The following is a 15,817-nucleotide window of genomic DNA, read 5'->3' as shown; positions in this document are numbered from 1 at the left end:
CACATCAGAGTTCTCCAAAATGTTCCTTATCTACATCAAAATCCACCTGCAGGGTTACCGTGAACACGGTGCCGTTCAAATCACTCTTCACCGTGATGGTTCCGCCGTGCATGTCTACAATGTTTTTTACGATGGCAAGTCCCAGACCGGTTCCGCCGGTGTGGGTGGAGCGGGACTGCTCAACCCGGTAGAATTTGTCAAAGATCAGCGGAAGCTCCTCCGCCGGGATCACATAACCGTAGTTGGTCACAGAGACCTGTACCGTGTCGGTATCGGCCATGACCTTGACCAGGATCCGTTTGCCCTCCGCGCCGTACTTGATGGCATTGCCGATCAGGTTGTCGAACAGGCGGGCCAGAAGGTTGCCGTCCGCCGTAATGATCTTGGCCGGCACGTTGCTCTGAAGCTCATAGGAAAGTCCCTTGTTGGCAAAGTTCGGATAGGACTCCTCCAGAAGCTGTCCCAAAAGCTTTACGATATCCACCTTGGACACGTGCATAGCCAGCTTGCCGTAGTTCATCTTGGTGAATCCGAACAGATCCTCGATGAGTTTCTCCAGGCGCTTTGCCTTGCTGTAGGCAATGTCTATGTATTTTTTCTGCATCTCCGGCGGCAGGACTACCTGGCCGGACAGCAGCTCCAGATATCCAATGATCGAGGTTAACGGCGTGCGCAGGTCGTGGGCCACGTTGGTGATCAGCTCATTCTTAGTGCGCTCGGATTCCCGCTCCTTATCCATCAGGCGGCGGATATCCTCCACCATCTTATTTAAGTTGGATGCCATGGAAGAAAACTCGTCATCTCCCACCACCTCCACCTGGGTGTTTAAGTCCCCTTCGGAAATTCGTTCTACCGCATCGGAAATCCGTCCAATGTATGCCGCGGACTTTTCCTGCAGAAGCAGAAAGGTCACGACAAAGGCCAGAATGCCGATGAGCACGTAAACCAGAACCACCACCACATCCGACTGCCCCACCATGTTTAACAGGGCGCTGGACTGTTCTGAGCGCTGGGCATATTCCGCCAGCATGGTCAGGTTCGTAACCAGAAACACATCGATGAGGCAGGCCACCAGGGTGCTGTAGATGATGTTGGCAATGACCCGCGTATGGTAGCAGTGGCTTAAATCGCTTTTTCTGCCGTTATTTTTCAATTTTGTATCCTACCCCCCACACTGTGGTGATGATCTTGTCCTGACGCTCGTCTTCCTTCATCTTGCCGCGGAGACGACGGATATGTACCATAACGGTGTTGTTGGCCTCATAAACCTTCTCATTCCAGACCTTCTCAAAGATCTCATCCGTGCTGAACACCTTGCCCGGGTTGGATGCCAGAAGGTAAAGGATGTCAAACTCAATCGGGGTCAGCTTGACCTCTTCATCGTACACCGTTACCTTGTGATTGTCTTTGTTAATCGTAAGGCCGCGGATGCTGATCTCGTTCTTCACAGTCTCATGCACATTGCTGTTCGGGTTTAACTGGGTGTAGCGGCGCAGCTGGGATTTGACCCGGGCTGTGAGTTCCAGCGGGTTGAACGGCTTTACCACGTAATCGTCCGCGCCGGTTCCCAGGCCCAGGATCTTATCCAGATCGGTGGACTTGGCACTCAGCATAATGATCGGAATGTTGTTGGTCTCACGGATCTTCTTGCACATCTCCAGGCCGTTCATGCCCGGCATCATGATATCCAGAAGGCAAAGGTGAATGTCTTCCTTATCTAAAATATCCAGACCGTCCTGGGCATTGGATGCTTTAAATACTTTATAGCCGTCGCTGACCAGATAAATTTCTACCAGATCCGCAATCTCCTGTTCATCGTCTACTACCAGAATATTGGTTTCTGCCATGACTGATTCCTCCTCGTGTATCTATCGTTATTCGGAAAGCCGCCAAGCTATGCCGGTTCCGTTTTTATTCTTTCTTAAGTGTACCATAAAACAAGCCCTCCCGTCTTACTTTTTTATTACATTTCCGGTAAGAACAGGAAAGCTTCCACCCGAAGATAAAAATGAGAGGGTCCTGATCGGGGATCCTCTCATCTTACAGTCTTGTATTCCGGGTTAATTCTGGCTTTCCGCCGGTACAAATACCCTTGTATTGTGTACATCATCCTGCTTTACAGCGGCCTTCGCCATGGCTATGGCCTCCTCGCAGAACTGCTGCTGGGCGGTTACAAGCACCTTACCCCGCTTGTCAATCTTTTCGTAGGTGCCATCCGGCTGCAGGATATGCGCTTTCACATTGTCTTCCAGCTGCACCTTTAAGATGTGAATGACCTGCTCCTTCAATACCGGATCTTCCACCGGGAACATGATCTCCACGCGCTTGTCCAGATTGCGCGGCATCCAGTCCGCGCTTCCCATGTAGACCTCCGGGCTTCCGCCGTTCTCAAAGTAGAAGATGCGGGCGTGCTCCAGGAAGTTTCCAACGATAGAGTGAACACTGATATTTTCGCTGAGGCCCGGCACGCCTGCCTTCAGACAGCAGATGCCGCGGACTACCAGCTCAATTTTCACACCGGCGCAGGACGCCTCGTACAGGCAGGCAATGATCTCCCGGTCACACAGGGAGTTCATCTTCGCCATAATGTGGGCCGGTTTGCCCTCACGCGCACGCATGGTTTCCCTGCGGATCATGCGGACGCAGCGGTTTCTCAGCCACAGCGGAGCCAGGATCAGGCGGTTCCAGGTCGGCGGCTCAGAATAACCGGACAGCATGTTAAATACCGCGGTAGCATCCTCACCGATTAATGGATGACAGGTCATAAGGCCACAGTCCGTATACAGTTTTGCCGTAGAATCGTTATAGTTACCGGTTCCCAGATGTACATAGCGACGGATGCCGTCTTCCTCGCGGCGCACTACCAGCGTAATCTTGCAGTGGGTCTTTAAGCCCACCAGGCCATAGATGACATGGCATCCGGCCTTCTCCAGCTTCTTCGCCCAGTTGATGTTGTTCTCCTCATCAAACCGCGCCTTCAATTCCACCAGAACCGATACCTGCTTGCCGTTTTCCGCCGCCTCAGCCAGGGCCGCCACGATCGGAGAATGGCCGCTGACACGGTACAAGGTCTGCTTGATGGCCAGCACATCCGGGTCTTTTGCCGCTCTCTGCACCAGATTTACCACCGGATCAAAGGTCTGGTATGGATGATGCAGAAGAATATCTCCCTTGCGGATATTGGTAAAGATATCATCGTCATTCATGAAAGCCGGAACCGGCTGCGGTGTGTAGATTGGCTCTTTTAAGTGGTCAAAGCCGCTCATGCCATACATCTTCATGAGGAAAGTCAGATCCAGCGGACCGCTGATCTCGTAAATATCCTCATTGCTGACGGAAAGCTCCCGCTTTAAAATCTTAAGCAGCCGCTTGTCTACCTTTTCCTCAACCTCCAGACGGATGACCTCGCCCCACTGGCGTTTCTTTAACTGCTTCTGAATCTCCTCCAGCAGATCCTCTGCCTCTTCCTCATCCAGCGTAAAGTCAGCGTTTCGCATGATCCGGAACGGATGGGCCGTGACGATGTTATAGTTTAAGAACAGATCCTTCATATTCCGCTCAATGACTTCCTCTAACAGGATGACCCGGTGCTCGCCCTCCGGTCCGGCCGGAAGCTCCACGATACGCGGCAGCACGGACGGAACCTGTACCATGGCAAATTCCAGTTCTCCGTCCTCGCTGTCTTTTTTCTGCACCAGCGCCGCGATGTTTAAGGACTTGTTGCGGATGAGCGGGAACGGGCGGGAGGAATCCACCGCCATCGGTGTCAGCACCGGATAGACATCCTCATGGAAAAACTTGTCCACAAAGGCGCCGTCTGCCTCAGAAAGCTCCTCATGCTCGCAGATGATCTGCAGGCCCTGCTGCTTCAAAGCCGGAAGCAGGGAACGGTTATAGGTGGAATACTGGAGATTTACCAGCTCATGAGTTTTCTCCCCAATCAGTTCCAGCTGCTGCTCTGGTCTTAAGCCCGCGATATCCGGCTTTTTATACTTTGCGTGTACCATGTCCTTTAAGGATGCCACACGCACCATAAAAAACTCATCCAGGTTGGATGAAGTAATGCTCAAAAATTTCAGCCGCTCAAACAGCGGAATGGTCTTGTCTCTGGCCTCCCCCAGAATCCGGAAATCAAATTCCAGCCAGCTCATTTCACGGTTTACATAATTTTCAGGTTTCAGATACTTTTCATCAATCTCTGCCATGACCTACACCCTCCTTTTCTGTCTTAACACCGGACGGATTCCAAAAATCTCTTCAAAGAAGTCTCCCTTATCCGCAATGGATATGGACTCCAGCGTCACATCTGCCGCGCACTCCGTCTGGATTACCAGCTGTCCGTCCTTCACATTCAGGCGGCTGTCTTTTAATTTTCCGGTATGGCCCCGGTCCATGGAATTGGCCAGCCGCAGAATGGCCGTCAGCTTTGCAATGACAATGGACAGATCCTCGGTTGATGCCAGACGGCTGTCTTTGGATGGCTTTGCCGACACTTCCACCTCATTGTACCGGAACTTCTGCTGATGATACTTCACAATATTGGCTACAATCTCACGCTCCACATGAGACAGACCGATAATTTCCGTTGCCATGATCATGTTGTAGCCACATTCCTCCGAGCCGCGCATGGTCACAAACTTTCCGCAGGAATGTAAGTTTGCCGCAATCTGCAACAGCAGCCGCTCCCGCGCTCCCAGGCCGTGGTATTTTTTCAGACTGTCAAAAACTTTAAGAGCTGCTTCCTCCACGTTCTGGATATGTGGCATATAGCATTTGTAGCGCTTTGCCATATTGCGGGAGGTAACAATGATATCGTTCTCAAAACTGTGGTTGAAGCGGATGAGCTTTTTGTCTTCCGCATACTCTGCAGCCATGCCATCCGTCATGCGGATGCCCGGCACCCACATAAACTCCGCTCCCGTAATTTCCAGCATCCGCTTGTAAATGGCCGCCGTCGGGAACAGCAGGCTTGCGTACTCCTCGTTTACATCGAAAAGGTCCTCGGTCTGAGCCAGTGTCATGCCCTTTAAGCGCTCATAAAAACGGTTAAACTCCTGAATGGTAATCTGCTCGGACCGCCGCCCCTCTGCCATTTTATAATGAATGGAAAGGATCGGTTCCCCGATGGCGATGAGGTTTTTGATTTCCCGGTCTTTTAAGTACATCTTCCGGTAGGTCACCAGTTCATTGTCGATCAGTTCCGCAATGAGGTTCTGGGCCCCCTGCTGGGTCAGCTTCTCATGGGCGATCAGCTCCCGCAGGCGCAGCACGCCAAGAGGCAGGTTCTGGGTGGAAACCAGGGCATCCTTATCAAACAGGGACGCCTGCATACTTCCAAACCCCACATCTACAATGGCAGTGCCCCGCTGAATGTTCTTCTGGAACTCCGCGTCCTTCGCCGCAATGGCCTTGTAGCTGATGAAACGCTGCTCGGAGTTGCTGATGATTTTTACATCGATTCCGGTCCGCACCCGAAGCTGCTCTAAGACAATCTGGCTGTTTCTGGCCTCCCGCATGGCGCTGGTGGCGTAGGCCCGGTACTCCTTCACCTGGTACTCCTTCATAATCCGCACAAAATCCTGCAGGACCTCACACATCTCCTCCACCAGCCGGTAGCTGATCTTTCCGGTATTATAAGTGTCTTTGCCCAGTGCGATCATGTGCTTTACCTGATCTACCGAGCGGACATTTCCCTTATCTGTAATTTCGTAAATTCCCAGTTCCAGTTCAAAGGAACCGACATCGATTGCTGCGAATGTCCGTACCATACACAATCCCTCCTGTAAAAATGCTGGTAACTGTTCAGTACCCTCACAGTTACAAATGCTGCTGCTTTCTCCTCGCCGCATAGTCCGATTATTATATCTGCTGCCTGTAAATATTCCGGGAATCCTGTGTAAATTCCCGGTAAAATATTCCATATTGCTCAGAACGGTCCGGCAAAACGCACTGCTTCGTGCTCTTTACCGAACCGTTATCTACCTAATAATTGCCAAGGATCTTAAAATTCTGCGCTTCCGCGCCAATGCCCCGCAGCGCGTTTTTCACGCCTGCGTCCTGCAGATTGCCCTCGATGTCCACAAAGAACCGGTACTCCCAGTTTCTTCCCGGAATCGGCCTGGACTCGATCATCATCATGTTCACATGGTTGAAGATGAAGTTGCCCAGCATGTTGTAAAGGGAACCGCTGGTATGCGGCAGTTCAAAACAAATGCTGATCTTACCCGCGTCTTTCTGGTACACCTTGCGGTTTGCCAGGATGACAAAGCGGGTGGTGTTGCCCTGATTATTCTGAATGGACGGCTTTAACAGCTCCAGGCCGTACATCTGGCCCGCAATCTCGCTGGCAATTGCTGCCTGGGACTTGTCGCCCTCCTCTACCACACGCTTCGCGGCTACCGCCGTATTCTCCACGCTGATCTGCTTCAAACCGTTATCATTTAAGAAGGTGGAGCACTGCATCAGTGCCTGCGGGTGGGAAAACACCGTCTTCACATCGGACAGCTTTGCCCCCGGCACACCAAGCAGCGCGTGATTCACCGGAAGAAAGGTCTCTGCCACGATGTAATTGTCGTAGCGGGTCAGCAAGTCATACATGTCGATGACGGCTCCCGCAGAGGAATTCTCAATCGGCATCACCGCGTAATCCGCGTTTCCCAGCTGCACTTCCTTCATGGCATCCTCGAAACGTGCCACATGATAGATTTCAGCATTTTTACCGAAATACTGAATAGCGGCCGCATGGCTGTAAGCGCCCTCCACGCCCTGGTGCACCACACGCACGCCCTCTACCGGCAGCTTATCCAGGCGCTCAAACCCCAGCTTCATGGCCCGGCCATGCTCCGCCAGAATGGAGTACTGATACTTGCGGCTGATGGACATCATCTGGGAGAACAGCTCCCGCACCGCCACCTGGTTAAATTCGCTGTCTGCCATGGCGCTGACCGCATCCAGCTTCTGCTTCTCACGCTCCGCGTCATAAACGGCCTTTCCGGAAGCGATCTTGGTTTCTGCCACCTTGCCGCAGATGTCCATGCGCTCCTCAAATAACTTTACGATCTGTTTGTCGATTACGTCTAATTTATTTCTGCACTCCAGTAAATCCACTGTTTCTCTCCTTTGCATATGCCGGTGTTCTCTGACTTCCGTTTACGCCTTTCTTAAACCGCGGCGTTCTTCCTGCTCTCTCACCAGCATTTCTCTGATCCGGGCCTCACTGTAGGCACCAGCGCGTTTCCGGTCTTCTGCCGGAAGCTCTTTGATGTAAAATGGCTCCCCAAATTCAATCGTCACATGGGACGGACGAATGAATGGAAAATGTTTTTCCAGGATCTCTGCCGTTCCGGTAATGGCCACCGGTACCACCGGGCATCCGGATTTCTCCGCGATCTTTAAGCTTCCCTCTTTAAAGTTCAGCATTTCCGTCGGATCCTCTGCCGTGCAGCGGGTTCCCTCCGGGAAAATCCATATGGAGGAACCGCCTTTTACCTTCTCAATTCCTTCCAGAATGGTCTTTAACCCCGCTTTGATGTCCTTGCGGTCCAGGAACAGACAGTTGACGTTGCGCATCCATTCCTTCAGAAGCGGAATCTTTTCCATCTCTTTTTTGGCTATAAAACCGGTCTGCCCCGGTACTACCACATAACCGGCCACAATGTCAAAATAGCTTCTGTGGTTTCCCAAATACAGCACCGGCTTGTCCGGTATGTTCTCCATTCCCTTGACGGTCAGCGTAGAACCGGTCAGGCGGAATACCATGGTCAGCACCTGTTTTACTACCTTTAACGCATATTCCTTCTGACGGTTTTCATCGTTTTTCCAGACACATTTCTCCCCGATCAGAAGCGGCAGCGCGCTTACCAGGAGAAATACGATTACCACCAGCAGGATCAAAATTACTCGTATCATCCCACACCTCGTTTTTCCATAATTACTCCTGTCCAGTATATAAAAAAAGAGGTGCAAAAACAAGTCATTCGCACCTCTTTTTTGGAAATTTGGAAATCCATTCAAATAACAGACCGGTGGCAAACCACAGCGGCGCAAAGTCCAGCCGAATCAGCCCGTTTACACTGGTCTGAAAACCGGTGTAGTCCCAGGGGCACATTCCCCGGGCCTGCAGAAATGCCCCGGACAGATACTCTGCCGTAAAAATGAGTACCATATAAAGCAGCCCATGCCGGATGATCCAGTCTGTCCGGCTCAGTGGACCATCCCCGATCCAGCGGTCCGCAAGACTGCCAATGGGCGCCAGAAGCGCGCCGCAGCCGTAGATTGGAAACATAAGGAGTGAAGTCCGCCCCATCAGCCGCCAGTCATGAATCAGGATGGATTCCATGGACGTAAACACCACTTCCAGACACCAGCCAGTCATGCCGCACAGGAAAAAGTGAAATAAAAATCGCCGTAATCTGTTCATACGATTAATATAACGTTTCCTCCGGCATTTTATTCACCTTTTCCCATCCCGTTTTATTTTGCAGCCGGATTTTCTTTCATGAACGCAAGCAGCGCATCGCGCTTTTCATCCAGATAACGGCTCCACTCCTCCGGGTCAATCCAGACACTGCGGTCTGCTCCGTTTTTGATTTTCTCCAGTTTTTCTGCCATGTGGTTGTTGACGCAGTGATTTCCCAGGAAGAAATCCACATGCTCATCCCGCACTTTTTTCAGAGACTCCAGATAGGTTTCCCGCATATGGCACTGTGGATCTCCAATCTCTGTTAAATAATCGGTTGCCAGCGTGTTAAAGCCAAATCCGCCGTAGTAACCGGCACGCACAGTGCGGTCTCCTTCTGTCACATCAAAGAAGATGGAAATGCAGCCCTCAGTATGACCCGGAACAAGATAAAATTTCATGTTCACATTGCCGAAACTCAGTTCATCCCCATCGTGGATCTCCACATCCGGCGGAATGATCTCATCCATAAGATCCGAGCTGTCCTGCACAAAGGATTTCTCCGGGTGTTCCCGGTACATAGCCGCATCCGGCGCACCCATATAAATCTTTGTACCGAACATATCCCGCATAAATTTAGCACCGCCAATGTGGTCCACATGGCCGTGGGAAAGAATCAGCCACTTTACATCCGCCGGATCAAAACCTGCTTTCCAGATGGAGTGGAGCAGCATAGCCGTTCCTCCACAGTTTCCCGCGTCGATTAAAAGCAGGCCGTCTCCCGTGTCAATCAGATGCACGCATACCCAGCTGTCGCCCACATAATAAACATTTCCGAACATCCGGAACGGTTCCATATAACGGCCGGTCTGCCCGGTCCAGTATTTCGACAGGGGATTTTTTTCAAACTCTGCCCGTCTTTCACAAAAATCCTGATAATTTTTCTTAATACTCATGGCAATGCTCCTTTTATTTCCTTATAAAAAAGGGAATACGGCTTTCAGGCACTTTCCCGATTCCGTACTCCCCCTGTATATAACATTTTACTTCATTAACTCACGCACCTGGCGTACACGTTCTGTTAAAAAATCGGCCCATATAGTATCATCCAGATAAGGCTGGCTCTCATGGGTGTACTGTCCTGCCCGGTCTACGATCTCAATCTGGTTCGGATGGCTCGGCAGAGCAATATCCACATGAATCTTTTTTAATTTCTCCGCATCGTCGAAGAAACGCTGCCGAAGATCCGGAGTCAGATATTTGCTGGTGGCGTAATACTTATCGTTCATGGTATTTGCCCCAACGCCGCCATGCATGGCCACTACATACTCTTCTCCGTTTACCGGATTTTTCTCTTTCCAGAAGAAACTGGTACAGCCAATGGTATGCCCCGGAGTCAGCATGGTCTGAATGCTGATATTTCCCAGGGTTACCGGCTTATCCTCAGAATAGAACTCATCCGGTTCAAAGTTCTGCACATGGGAACCGGAATCCGGGATCATAGTCTCCTCCGGGCAGCTCTTCATGAATACATAGTCCTCTTTGGACATATACATCTGTGCTCCGGTCAGCTCTTTCATCTCAGCTGCTGCGCCGCAATGATCGAAATGCGCATGGCTGATGAGGATTTTTTTAATATCTGTCGGTTTGTATCCCAGTCTGTAGATGGAATCTACCAGCAGATAACTGCTTTCCGGGATAGCCGTATCGATCAGGATCAGTCCGTCTCCTGTATCGATCAGGTAACAGCCAACCCAGGTCTGTCCTGCCACATACCAGGTATTCGGGGATACCTGGAACGGCTTTACTGCCAGGGTCCACGGCTCATGCACAAGGGTCTCCACCGGATGCGGAGTTGCCGGACTACAATGAAATGACATAACAAGTTTCCTCTTCTCTGATTAATTTTTCTTTACTTTTGCAAATATGGTTTTCAGGATTGGAGAGAATACACAGCAGATTCCAATGATCATGAATACGCAGGAAATCGGTCTGGTGAAGAAGGTTGCTGCGGTACCAGTATTCTGGAATGCTTTTAACATGTTGCTCTCCAGGGTCGGTCCCAGGATAAATGCCAGGATCAGCGGGGAGGTCGGGAGACCGCCAAATGCCATTACGATACCAATGATCGCAAATACCAGCATCATGCCGCACTTATAAAGGCTGCTGGAATCCACATACGCACTGATGAAGGAAATGATCAGCAGTGCCGGATACATATAATGATACGGAACCTTTAAGATCTGCGGGAACAGTCTCATGCCCATTGCCTGCAGAACCAGGCAGACAACCGCGCATACTGCTACGACCGCAAACATCAGATAAATAACATGACCGCTGTTGCGGAATACCATTGGCCCCATTTCCAGACCGTGAATGGTCAGCGCGCCGATCAGAAGCGCGGTGGTGGAGTCACCCGGGATGCCCAGTGCTGCCATCGGGATCATGGAACCGCCGATTGCCGCGTTGTTGGAACACTCAGATGCCCATACACCCTCCGGATTTCCTTTTCCGAAATCTTCCTGATGTTTGGATGCGTTCTTCGCCATAGAATATGCTACCAGATTGGAAAGGCCTGCGCCCATGCCCGGAAGGAAACCGATCACAAGACCGATCAGCCAGGAGCGGACGATATTCACACCGTTCTCGCGGATTTCCTTAAAAGTAATGCCGATACCCTTGATGGATTTGGTATCTACCTCCGGAAGTGGATCAAATCCCTTGCCGTATGCAATGATAATGCTGCTGACACCAAAGATACCGATTAAAACGACCGTCATGCCAAGTCCGCCCATCAGGTACATGTTGTCAAAGGTAAATCTTGCCTGCGCATCAATCGGGGAGAATCCGACAGAGGCGAACAGCAGGCCGATGGATGCAGATACCAGGCCCTTGAACATATCTCCTTTGGAAATAGCCAGTACCATGGTGATTGCCACGAAGCAGAGGCCGAAGTACTCCCACGGTCCCATCATGAATGCAATATCCGCAACGGTCTCACTTAAAAAGGCTGCCGCAATGGCACTGAAGAAGGTACCCAGGAAAGAAGCTACCATACCAATGGCAAGCGCTTTTCCGGCTTTACCATTTTTACTCATCGGGTAACCATCGAAACAGGTTGCTACTGCGGAAGCGGAACCCGGAATACCCAGAAGTACGGAACCGATAAAGGCACCGGAACATCCGCCTACCCATAAGGAAAGCAGGAACACGATTGCCGTGCCTGCATCCATGGAATAGGTTAACGGCATAAACAGCATAACTGCCAGCGTGCCGGACAGTCCCGGAATCGCGCCAAAGATCATACCAATAATGTTTCCCACCAGCAGGAGTACCAGGTTGCCCGGGTTCGATATCTGCTGAAGGATATATGGAAGATTTGCTAACATCTTGTTTTCCTCCTAACCGAATAATTCGCCGGTCGGTACACCCAGACCAAATGCGTAAACATAAACTGCATAAATGATTGCTGTCAGAAGAATGGTATAGATCAGTCTTCCCTTTAATGTGGACTTGCTTCCCTTTGCGTACAGGGTGGTCAAGATGTAGCAGATAACCGGAGTTGCGATCAGGTAACCCACATACTTCATGGCCAGAATGTACACAGCCAGAATGACGGTAGAAACAATCACACGGATCCAGCCTTCCTTAACCAGGAATACCTTTTCTTCTTTATTGCTTTTTGTTGATTCCACGAAGATTCCAGCTCCGCAGACGATAAATCCGATGACTGCGATCATCGGCAGTGCTTTCGGTCCCGGATAGGACATACTGAACGGAACGCTGAAGCTGCTGGTCATAAATGCTACGATAATGCCAATCAGCACCAGAAGCGCACCCGTGATCTGATCTCGTTTTAACTTCATCTCAGCGTCTCCTTACTTATTTCTGCTTTAATCCAAGCTCATCAATAACTGCGTTCAGAGTATCCTGCTGCTCTTTGACTGCTGCCTGGCCATCCTCATACGGAAGGAACTCCATAGCCATACCAGCCGGCTCCAGGGTCTTGTTTACTTCGTCATTTGCTGCAGCTGCTGCATAGTAATCATAAAGCTGTTTTGCAGTCTCATCGCTCATATCCTTCGGTCCGCAGAACAGGTTCATGGTTGCGAAGGTACAGTCAACACCCTGCTCCTGCAGAGACGGAACATCCGGAAGTACGCTGCTTCTTGCGCCCTCATCACCGTTGCTTACTACGCCAAGTGCCAGTGCCTTGCCGGACTCAACATACTGTTTTGCCTGGTTTACGTTTACCAGAGCTGCGTCGATGGTATTACCAACCAGAGCGGTCAGCTTCTCGGTATCAGAACCAGCCTCCACATATTTCAGAGGAAGATCTGCTGCCTTTGCTAACAGGCCTGCGATGATGTGGGAAGTACCACCTGTCTCAACACCAAGCTTTACCTCGCCGCCCTTTGCCTTTGCGAGGAAATCATCCAGGGTCTTCATATCAGAATCAGCGGATACCACCAGAACGTACTGTGCTTTCTCTGTTCCTTTAGAAACACCGATGATCTTGAAATCGTCTGCTGCTGCTTTGTCATATACACCAGTTGCGGTCTTGATCAGCATGGAGGTGTGGAACTGAAGGATTTTGCTGCCGTCCGGTTTTGCGGTACGAACCGTTTCCATTGCGACTACGCCGCTTCCATCTGTGTTATTTACTACGGTCATGTTAATGCCGGCATCCTTTGCGATCTGGGTAGTCAGTGCCCGGGCCATAACGTCGGTACCGCCGCCTGCCTTTGCCGGAACCTGAACCTCAATGGTTTTCGGAAGACCGGTGCTGCCGCTCTTTGCGCCGCCTGCACATCCAGTCAGTGCTGCCATTGCCATAAAACCTGCTAACACGATCCCAAGTGTTCTTCTCTTCATAACTCTTCTCCTTTTTATAAAAATTGTAATACCGGAAAATTTCTGCCATTAATATTTCAACAGTTTTTTCTCGATATACTTGTTTTTTTTGTATGTTTTGATTATACTTTTTCGAGTGGCTTAATTCAACTTATCACTTTTTATTTTGTCTCTTAATTGAATTAAGAGTTTTGCAAGTGCACATTATGCACTTTGTATACATAGGGGGTTTTATGGACTTAAAACAGATTGAGAACATCATCGCGATTGAGCAGGAACAGAGCATTTCCCGTGCAGCAGAAAAGCTTTTTCTGACCCAGTCCGCGCTGAACCAGCAGCTATTAAAGCTGGAAAAAGAACTTGGCACACCACTTTTTGAGCGGCGCAAACACAGTATGGTTCCGACCTTTGCCGGCCGCGTCTACCTCACCACTGCTCATCAGATCCTGGACATGAAAAAAGAAACTTACCGGATCATCTCTGATATCTCAGAAGAGAATTCCGGCGAGATTTCCCTCGCCTACACGCCTGAGGCGGGAGCTTCCATGTTCTCCCAGATTTACCCAATTTTCCACCGTAAGTATCCGAATATTACGTTCCAGATCCATGAGGAACGTGTAAAAAAGATGGAGCAGCTCGTATTAAAAAAAGAAGTTCACTTTGCGTTTTTAACTTACATTGAGGGCAATAAAAACCCGGATCTTGACTATATGGATATGGACACGGAATCCATGGTTCTGGGACTTCCAGCTTCCCACCCACTGGCCCATCTTGCCGGAAAGAACAGCCATGAAACCTTGCCGCTTCTGGACCTGACGCTCCTGCGGGACGAGCATTTTATCATGCTAAGCAAAGAAACCCGCATGCGCGACATGATCGATCATGCCTTTGCGCTTGCAGGTTTCCATCCAAAGGTTTTATTTGAATCCATCAGCACCCACACGGTGCTTAACATGGTGCGGGAACAGATTGCCCCGGCGTTTTTCCCACAGTCGTATGTGGATCCGTCTGCTCCCATGGTCTACTTTACCGTAGCTCCGGCTGAGCGCTGGATCCGCAGTGTTGCCTTGCTGAAAGGCAGCTATCTCACCCGTCCAGAAAAATATTTCATTGCGCTGGGCACGGACCATACGCGCGGCCGGCTGCTGGAAAGCATGGGAAAATAAGCCTGGCTACACAAACTGGTTTCTGTCCGCATCGTAATGGTAATCGATCGCGGACAGTTTTTCCTTCATCTCCTCCGCATCCAGATCATACGCGCTGCACAGATCATCAAAGCTGCTGTAATTGTCCCGGAGCTGGGTATTGAAAAAGCTCATCAGCATCACCGGGTCTTTTGGAATTGCTGCCATATTTTTTTATTCCTTTCTTTTCTATTTACATGATGATATAATGATAGAACGAATTTGCAAAACTTACAAGTTTTTGTTACAGGAGGCTCAAGACCCAGCTATGAAAACCCCAAAGAAGAACCTGAAACGTATCCTGATGATCGCCACCGGCGGTACCATTGCTTCCAAACGCAGTGACGAGGGCTTAAAGCCGCTCATTACCTCCGAAGAACTCCTTGGTTTCGTACCGGATGTCAAAGAGTTCTGCGAAGTAACTGCCATGCAGGTCATCAACATTGACAGCACCAATATCCAGCCAAAGCACTGGCTGTTAATCTCTTCCACCATTGAGAAATACTACGATCAGTACGATGGCTTTGTAGTCTGCCACGGCACCGACACCCTGGCCTACACCGCGTCCGCGCTTTCCTACCTGATCCAGAATTCCCCGAAACCAATTGTAGTCACTGGCGCACAGAAGCCCATTGACCTGGAGATCACCGATGCCAAGACCAACCTTTCCGACAGCTTCCTTTTTGCAAGCTGCGGCAAGGCCCACGGCGTCAATATCGTGTTTGACGGCAAGGTTATTGCGGGAACCCGCGGCAAGAAGGAGCGTACCAAGAGTTACAACGCGTTTTCCAGCATCAACTTCCCATACATTGCCACCATCCAGGACAACCACATCATCTTCTACCTGGATGACAAGGACCAGATGCAGGAGGAAGTCGCGTTCTACCACAAGCTGGACAGCAAGGTAACCCTGTTAAAGCTGATTCCGTCCATGAACGGCGACATCCTGGATTACCTGTTCAAGCATTACGACGCAGTCATCATCGAGTCCTTCGGCGTAGGCGGCATCCCCTCCTACGAGGATGACAGCTTCCACCGTGCCATTGAGCGCTGGGTAAATGCCGGCAAATTTGTCATCATGACCACCCAGGTCACCAATGAGGGCAGCAACATGTCCGTTTACGAGATTGGAAAGACCATCAAGAAGGAATTCGGACTTCTGGAGGCCTATGACATGACACTGGAGGCCACCGTCACCAAACTCATGTGGATCCTGGGCCAGACCCACGAACCGGATATGGTGAAAGAAATGCTCTACAGCACCATCAACCGGGATATCCTGTATACAACAAAGTGGAAGGCCTGACTGACTTTCCACACAATGCCAGACCGGCTGACATCAGAAGCATCAAAGTGCCTCTAATGTCAGCCGGTTCTCTTT

The 15,817-nt window shown here is 50.4% G+C and carries 15 protein-coding genes; 2 read left to right on the top strand and 13 right to left on the bottom strand.

Going from position 1 to position 15,817, the window contains the following annotated elements; all coding sequences use genetic code 11:
• Positions 1-4: 4 nt before the first annotated feature.
• From WMO41_RS12230 to WMO41_RS12175, 12 genes are all read right to left on the bottom strand, one after another.
• A complete protein-coding gene (locus tag WMO41_RS12230; protein WP_349229993.1) occupies positions 5-1,153 on the bottom strand; it encodes a sensor histidine kinase in 1,149 nt (382 codons plus the stop codon).
• On the bottom strand, positions 1,143-1,847 hold the full coding sequence (locus WMO41_RS12225; RefSeq protein ID WP_118531488.1) for a response regulator transcription factor: 705 nt from the start codon (positions 1,845-1,847) through the stop codon (positions 1,143-1,145). Before WMO41_RS12225 ends, WMO41_RS12230 begins: the two co-directional genes overlap by 11 nt.
• A 213-nt stretch (positions 1,848-2,060) precedes the next feature.
• Positions 2,061-4,205: an RNA degradosome polyphosphate kinase gene (locus WMO41_RS12220; protein ID WP_349229992.1), complete on the bottom strand. Its 2,145-nt coding sequence runs from the start codon at positions 4,203-4,205 to the stop codon at positions 2,061-2,063.
• Between the two features lie 3 nt (positions 4,206-4,208).
• Positions 4,209-5,768, bottom strand: a complete 1,560-nt coding sequence (locus tag WMO41_RS12215) for a Ppx/GppA phosphatase family protein (RefSeq protein ID WP_349229991.1) — start codon at positions 5,766-5,768, stop codon at positions 4,209-4,211.
• Positions 5,769-5,982: 214 nt separating this feature from the next.
• The gene (locus WMO41_RS12210; protein ID WP_494338461.1) at positions 5,983-7,125 is read right to left on the bottom strand and encodes a bifunctional chorismate mutase/prephenate dehydratase; all 1,143 of its coding nucleotides are present in this window, start codon (positions 7,123-7,125) and stop codon (positions 5,983-5,985) included.
• Between the two features lie 24 nt (positions 7,126-7,149).
• Positions 7,150-7,908: a lysophospholipid acyltransferase family protein gene (locus WMO41_RS12205; RefSeq protein WP_349229989.1), complete on the bottom strand. Its 759-nt coding sequence runs from the start codon at positions 7,906-7,908 to the stop codon at positions 7,150-7,152.
• Positions 7,909-7,972: 64 nt separating this feature from the next.
• Complete coding sequence (locus tag WMO41_RS12200; RefSeq protein WP_349229988.1) at positions 7,973-8,419, bottom strand: putative ABC transporter permease; 447 nt, start codon at positions 8,417-8,419, stop codon at positions 7,973-7,975.
• A 53-nt stretch (positions 8,420-8,472) separates the two neighbouring features.
• Entirely contained in the window at positions 8,473-9,354 is an 882-nt protein-coding gene (locus tag WMO41_RS12195; RefSeq protein WP_349229987.1) for an MBL fold metallo-hydrolase, read from the bottom strand.
• A gap of 87 nt (positions 9,355-9,441) precedes the next feature.
• The gene (locus WMO41_RS12190) at positions 9,442-10,278 is read right to left on the bottom strand and encodes an MBL fold metallo-hydrolase (RefSeq protein WP_349229986.1); all 837 of its coding nucleotides are present in this window, start codon (positions 10,276-10,278) and stop codon (positions 9,442-9,444) included.
• Positions 10,279-10,299: 21 nt separating this feature from the next.
• Positions 10,300-11,787, bottom strand: a complete 1,488-nt coding sequence (locus WMO41_RS12185) for a tripartite tricarboxylate transporter permease (RefSeq protein WP_349229985.1) — start codon at positions 11,785-11,787, stop codon at positions 10,300-10,302.
• Between the two features lie 12 nt (positions 11,788-11,799).
• Positions 11,800-12,264, bottom strand: a complete 465-nt coding sequence (locus WMO41_RS12180; protein ID WP_349229984.1) for a tripartite tricarboxylate transporter TctB family protein — start codon at positions 12,262-12,264, stop codon at positions 11,800-11,802.
• Between the two features lie 16 nt (positions 12,265-12,280).
• Positions 12,281-13,273, bottom strand: coding sequence for a Bug family tripartite tricarboxylate transporter substrate binding protein (locus WMO41_RS12175; RefSeq protein WP_349229983.1), 993 nt, complete (start codon positions 13,271-13,273; stop codon positions 12,281-12,283).
• A gap of 212 nt (positions 13,274-13,485) precedes the next feature.
• Here WMO41_RS12175 and WMO41_RS12170 point away from each other — a divergent pair, with 212 nt between their 5' ends.
• Positions 13,486-14,418, top strand: coding sequence for a LysR family transcriptional regulator (locus WMO41_RS12170; RefSeq protein WP_349229982.1), 933 nt, complete (start codon positions 13,486-13,488; stop codon positions 14,416-14,418).
• Positions 14,419-14,424: 6 nt separating this feature from the next.
• Here the strand turns inward: WMO41_RS12170 and WMO41_RS12165 are convergent, their stop codons facing one another.
• Complete coding sequence (locus WMO41_RS12165) at positions 14,425-14,604, bottom strand: DUF4250 domain-containing protein (RefSeq protein WP_349229981.1); 180 nt, start codon at positions 14,602-14,604, stop codon at positions 14,425-14,427.
• Positions 14,605-14,725: 121 nt separating this feature from the next.
• On the opposite strand from WMO41_RS12165, the gene WMO41_RS12160 reads away from it, so the two are divergent.
• Complete coding sequence (locus tag WMO41_RS12160; protein WP_349230006.1) at positions 14,726-15,742, top strand: type I asparaginase; 1,017 nt, start codon at positions 14,726-14,728, stop codon at positions 15,740-15,742.
• Positions 15,743-15,817: the final 75 nt, after the last annotated feature.

This window comes from Ventrimonas faecis, assembly GCF_040096075.1.
In the GTDB taxonomy this organism is placed as follows: domain Bacteria; phylum Bacillota; class Clostridia; order Lachnospirales; family Lachnospiraceae; genus Brotaphodocola; species Brotaphodocola faecis.
Note: the sequence above shows the minus strand (reverse complement) of the source record. Positions and strands in the feature narration are given on the sequence as shown.

Bases quoted from the DNA above. Each gene is read 5' to 3' on its own strand.
- WMO41_RS12225 (WP_118531488.1), bottom strand. From the start codon at position 1,847: ATGGCAGAAACCAATATTCTGGTAGTAGACGATGAACAGGAGATTGCG.
- WMO41_RS12220 (WP_349229992.1), bottom strand. From the start codon at position 4,205: ATGGCAGAGATTGATGAAAAGTATCTGAAACCTGAAAATTATGTAAAC.
- WMO41_RS12215 (WP_349229991.1), bottom strand. From the start codon at position 5,768: ATGGTACGGACATTCGCAGCAATCGATGTCGGTTCCTTTGAACTGGAA.
- WMO41_RS12210 (WP_494338461.1), bottom strand. From the start codon at position 7,125: ATGCAAAGGAGAGAAACAGTGGATTTACTGGAGTGCAGAAATAAATTA.
- WMO41_RS12205 (WP_349229989.1), bottom strand. From the start codon at position 7,908: ATGATACGAGTAATTTTGATCCTGCTGGTGGTAATCGTATTTCTCCTG.
- WMO41_RS12200 (WP_349229988.1), bottom strand. From the start codon at position 8,419: ATGAACAGATTACGGCGATTTTTATTTCACTTTTTCCTGTGCGGCATG.
- WMO41_RS12195 (WP_349229987.1), bottom strand. From the start codon at position 9,354: ATGAGTATTAAGAAAAATTATCAGGATTTTTGTGAAAGACGGGCAGAG.
- WMO41_RS12190 (WP_349229986.1), bottom strand. From the start codon at position 10,278: ATGTCATTTCATTGTAGTCCGGCAACTCCGCATCCGGTGGAGACCCTT.
- WMO41_RS12185 (WP_349229985.1), bottom strand. From the start codon at position 11,787: ATGTTAGCAAATCTTCCATATATCCTTCAGCAGATATCGAACCCGGGC.
- WMO41_RS12180 (WP_349229984.1), bottom strand. From the start codon at position 12,264: ATGAAGTTAAAACGAGATCAGATCACGGGTGCGCTTCTGGTGCTGATT.
- WMO41_RS12175 (WP_349229983.1), bottom strand. From the start codon at position 13,273: ATGAAGAGAAGAACACTTGGGATCGTGTTAGCAGGTTTTATGGCAATG.
- WMO41_RS12170 (WP_349229982.1), top strand. From the start codon at position 13,486: ATGGACTTAAAACAGATTGAGAACATCATCGCGATTGAGCAGGAACAG.
- WMO41_RS12165 (WP_349229981.1), bottom strand. From the start codon at position 14,604: ATGGCAGCAATTCCAAAAGACCCGGTGATGCTGATGAGCTTTTTCAAT.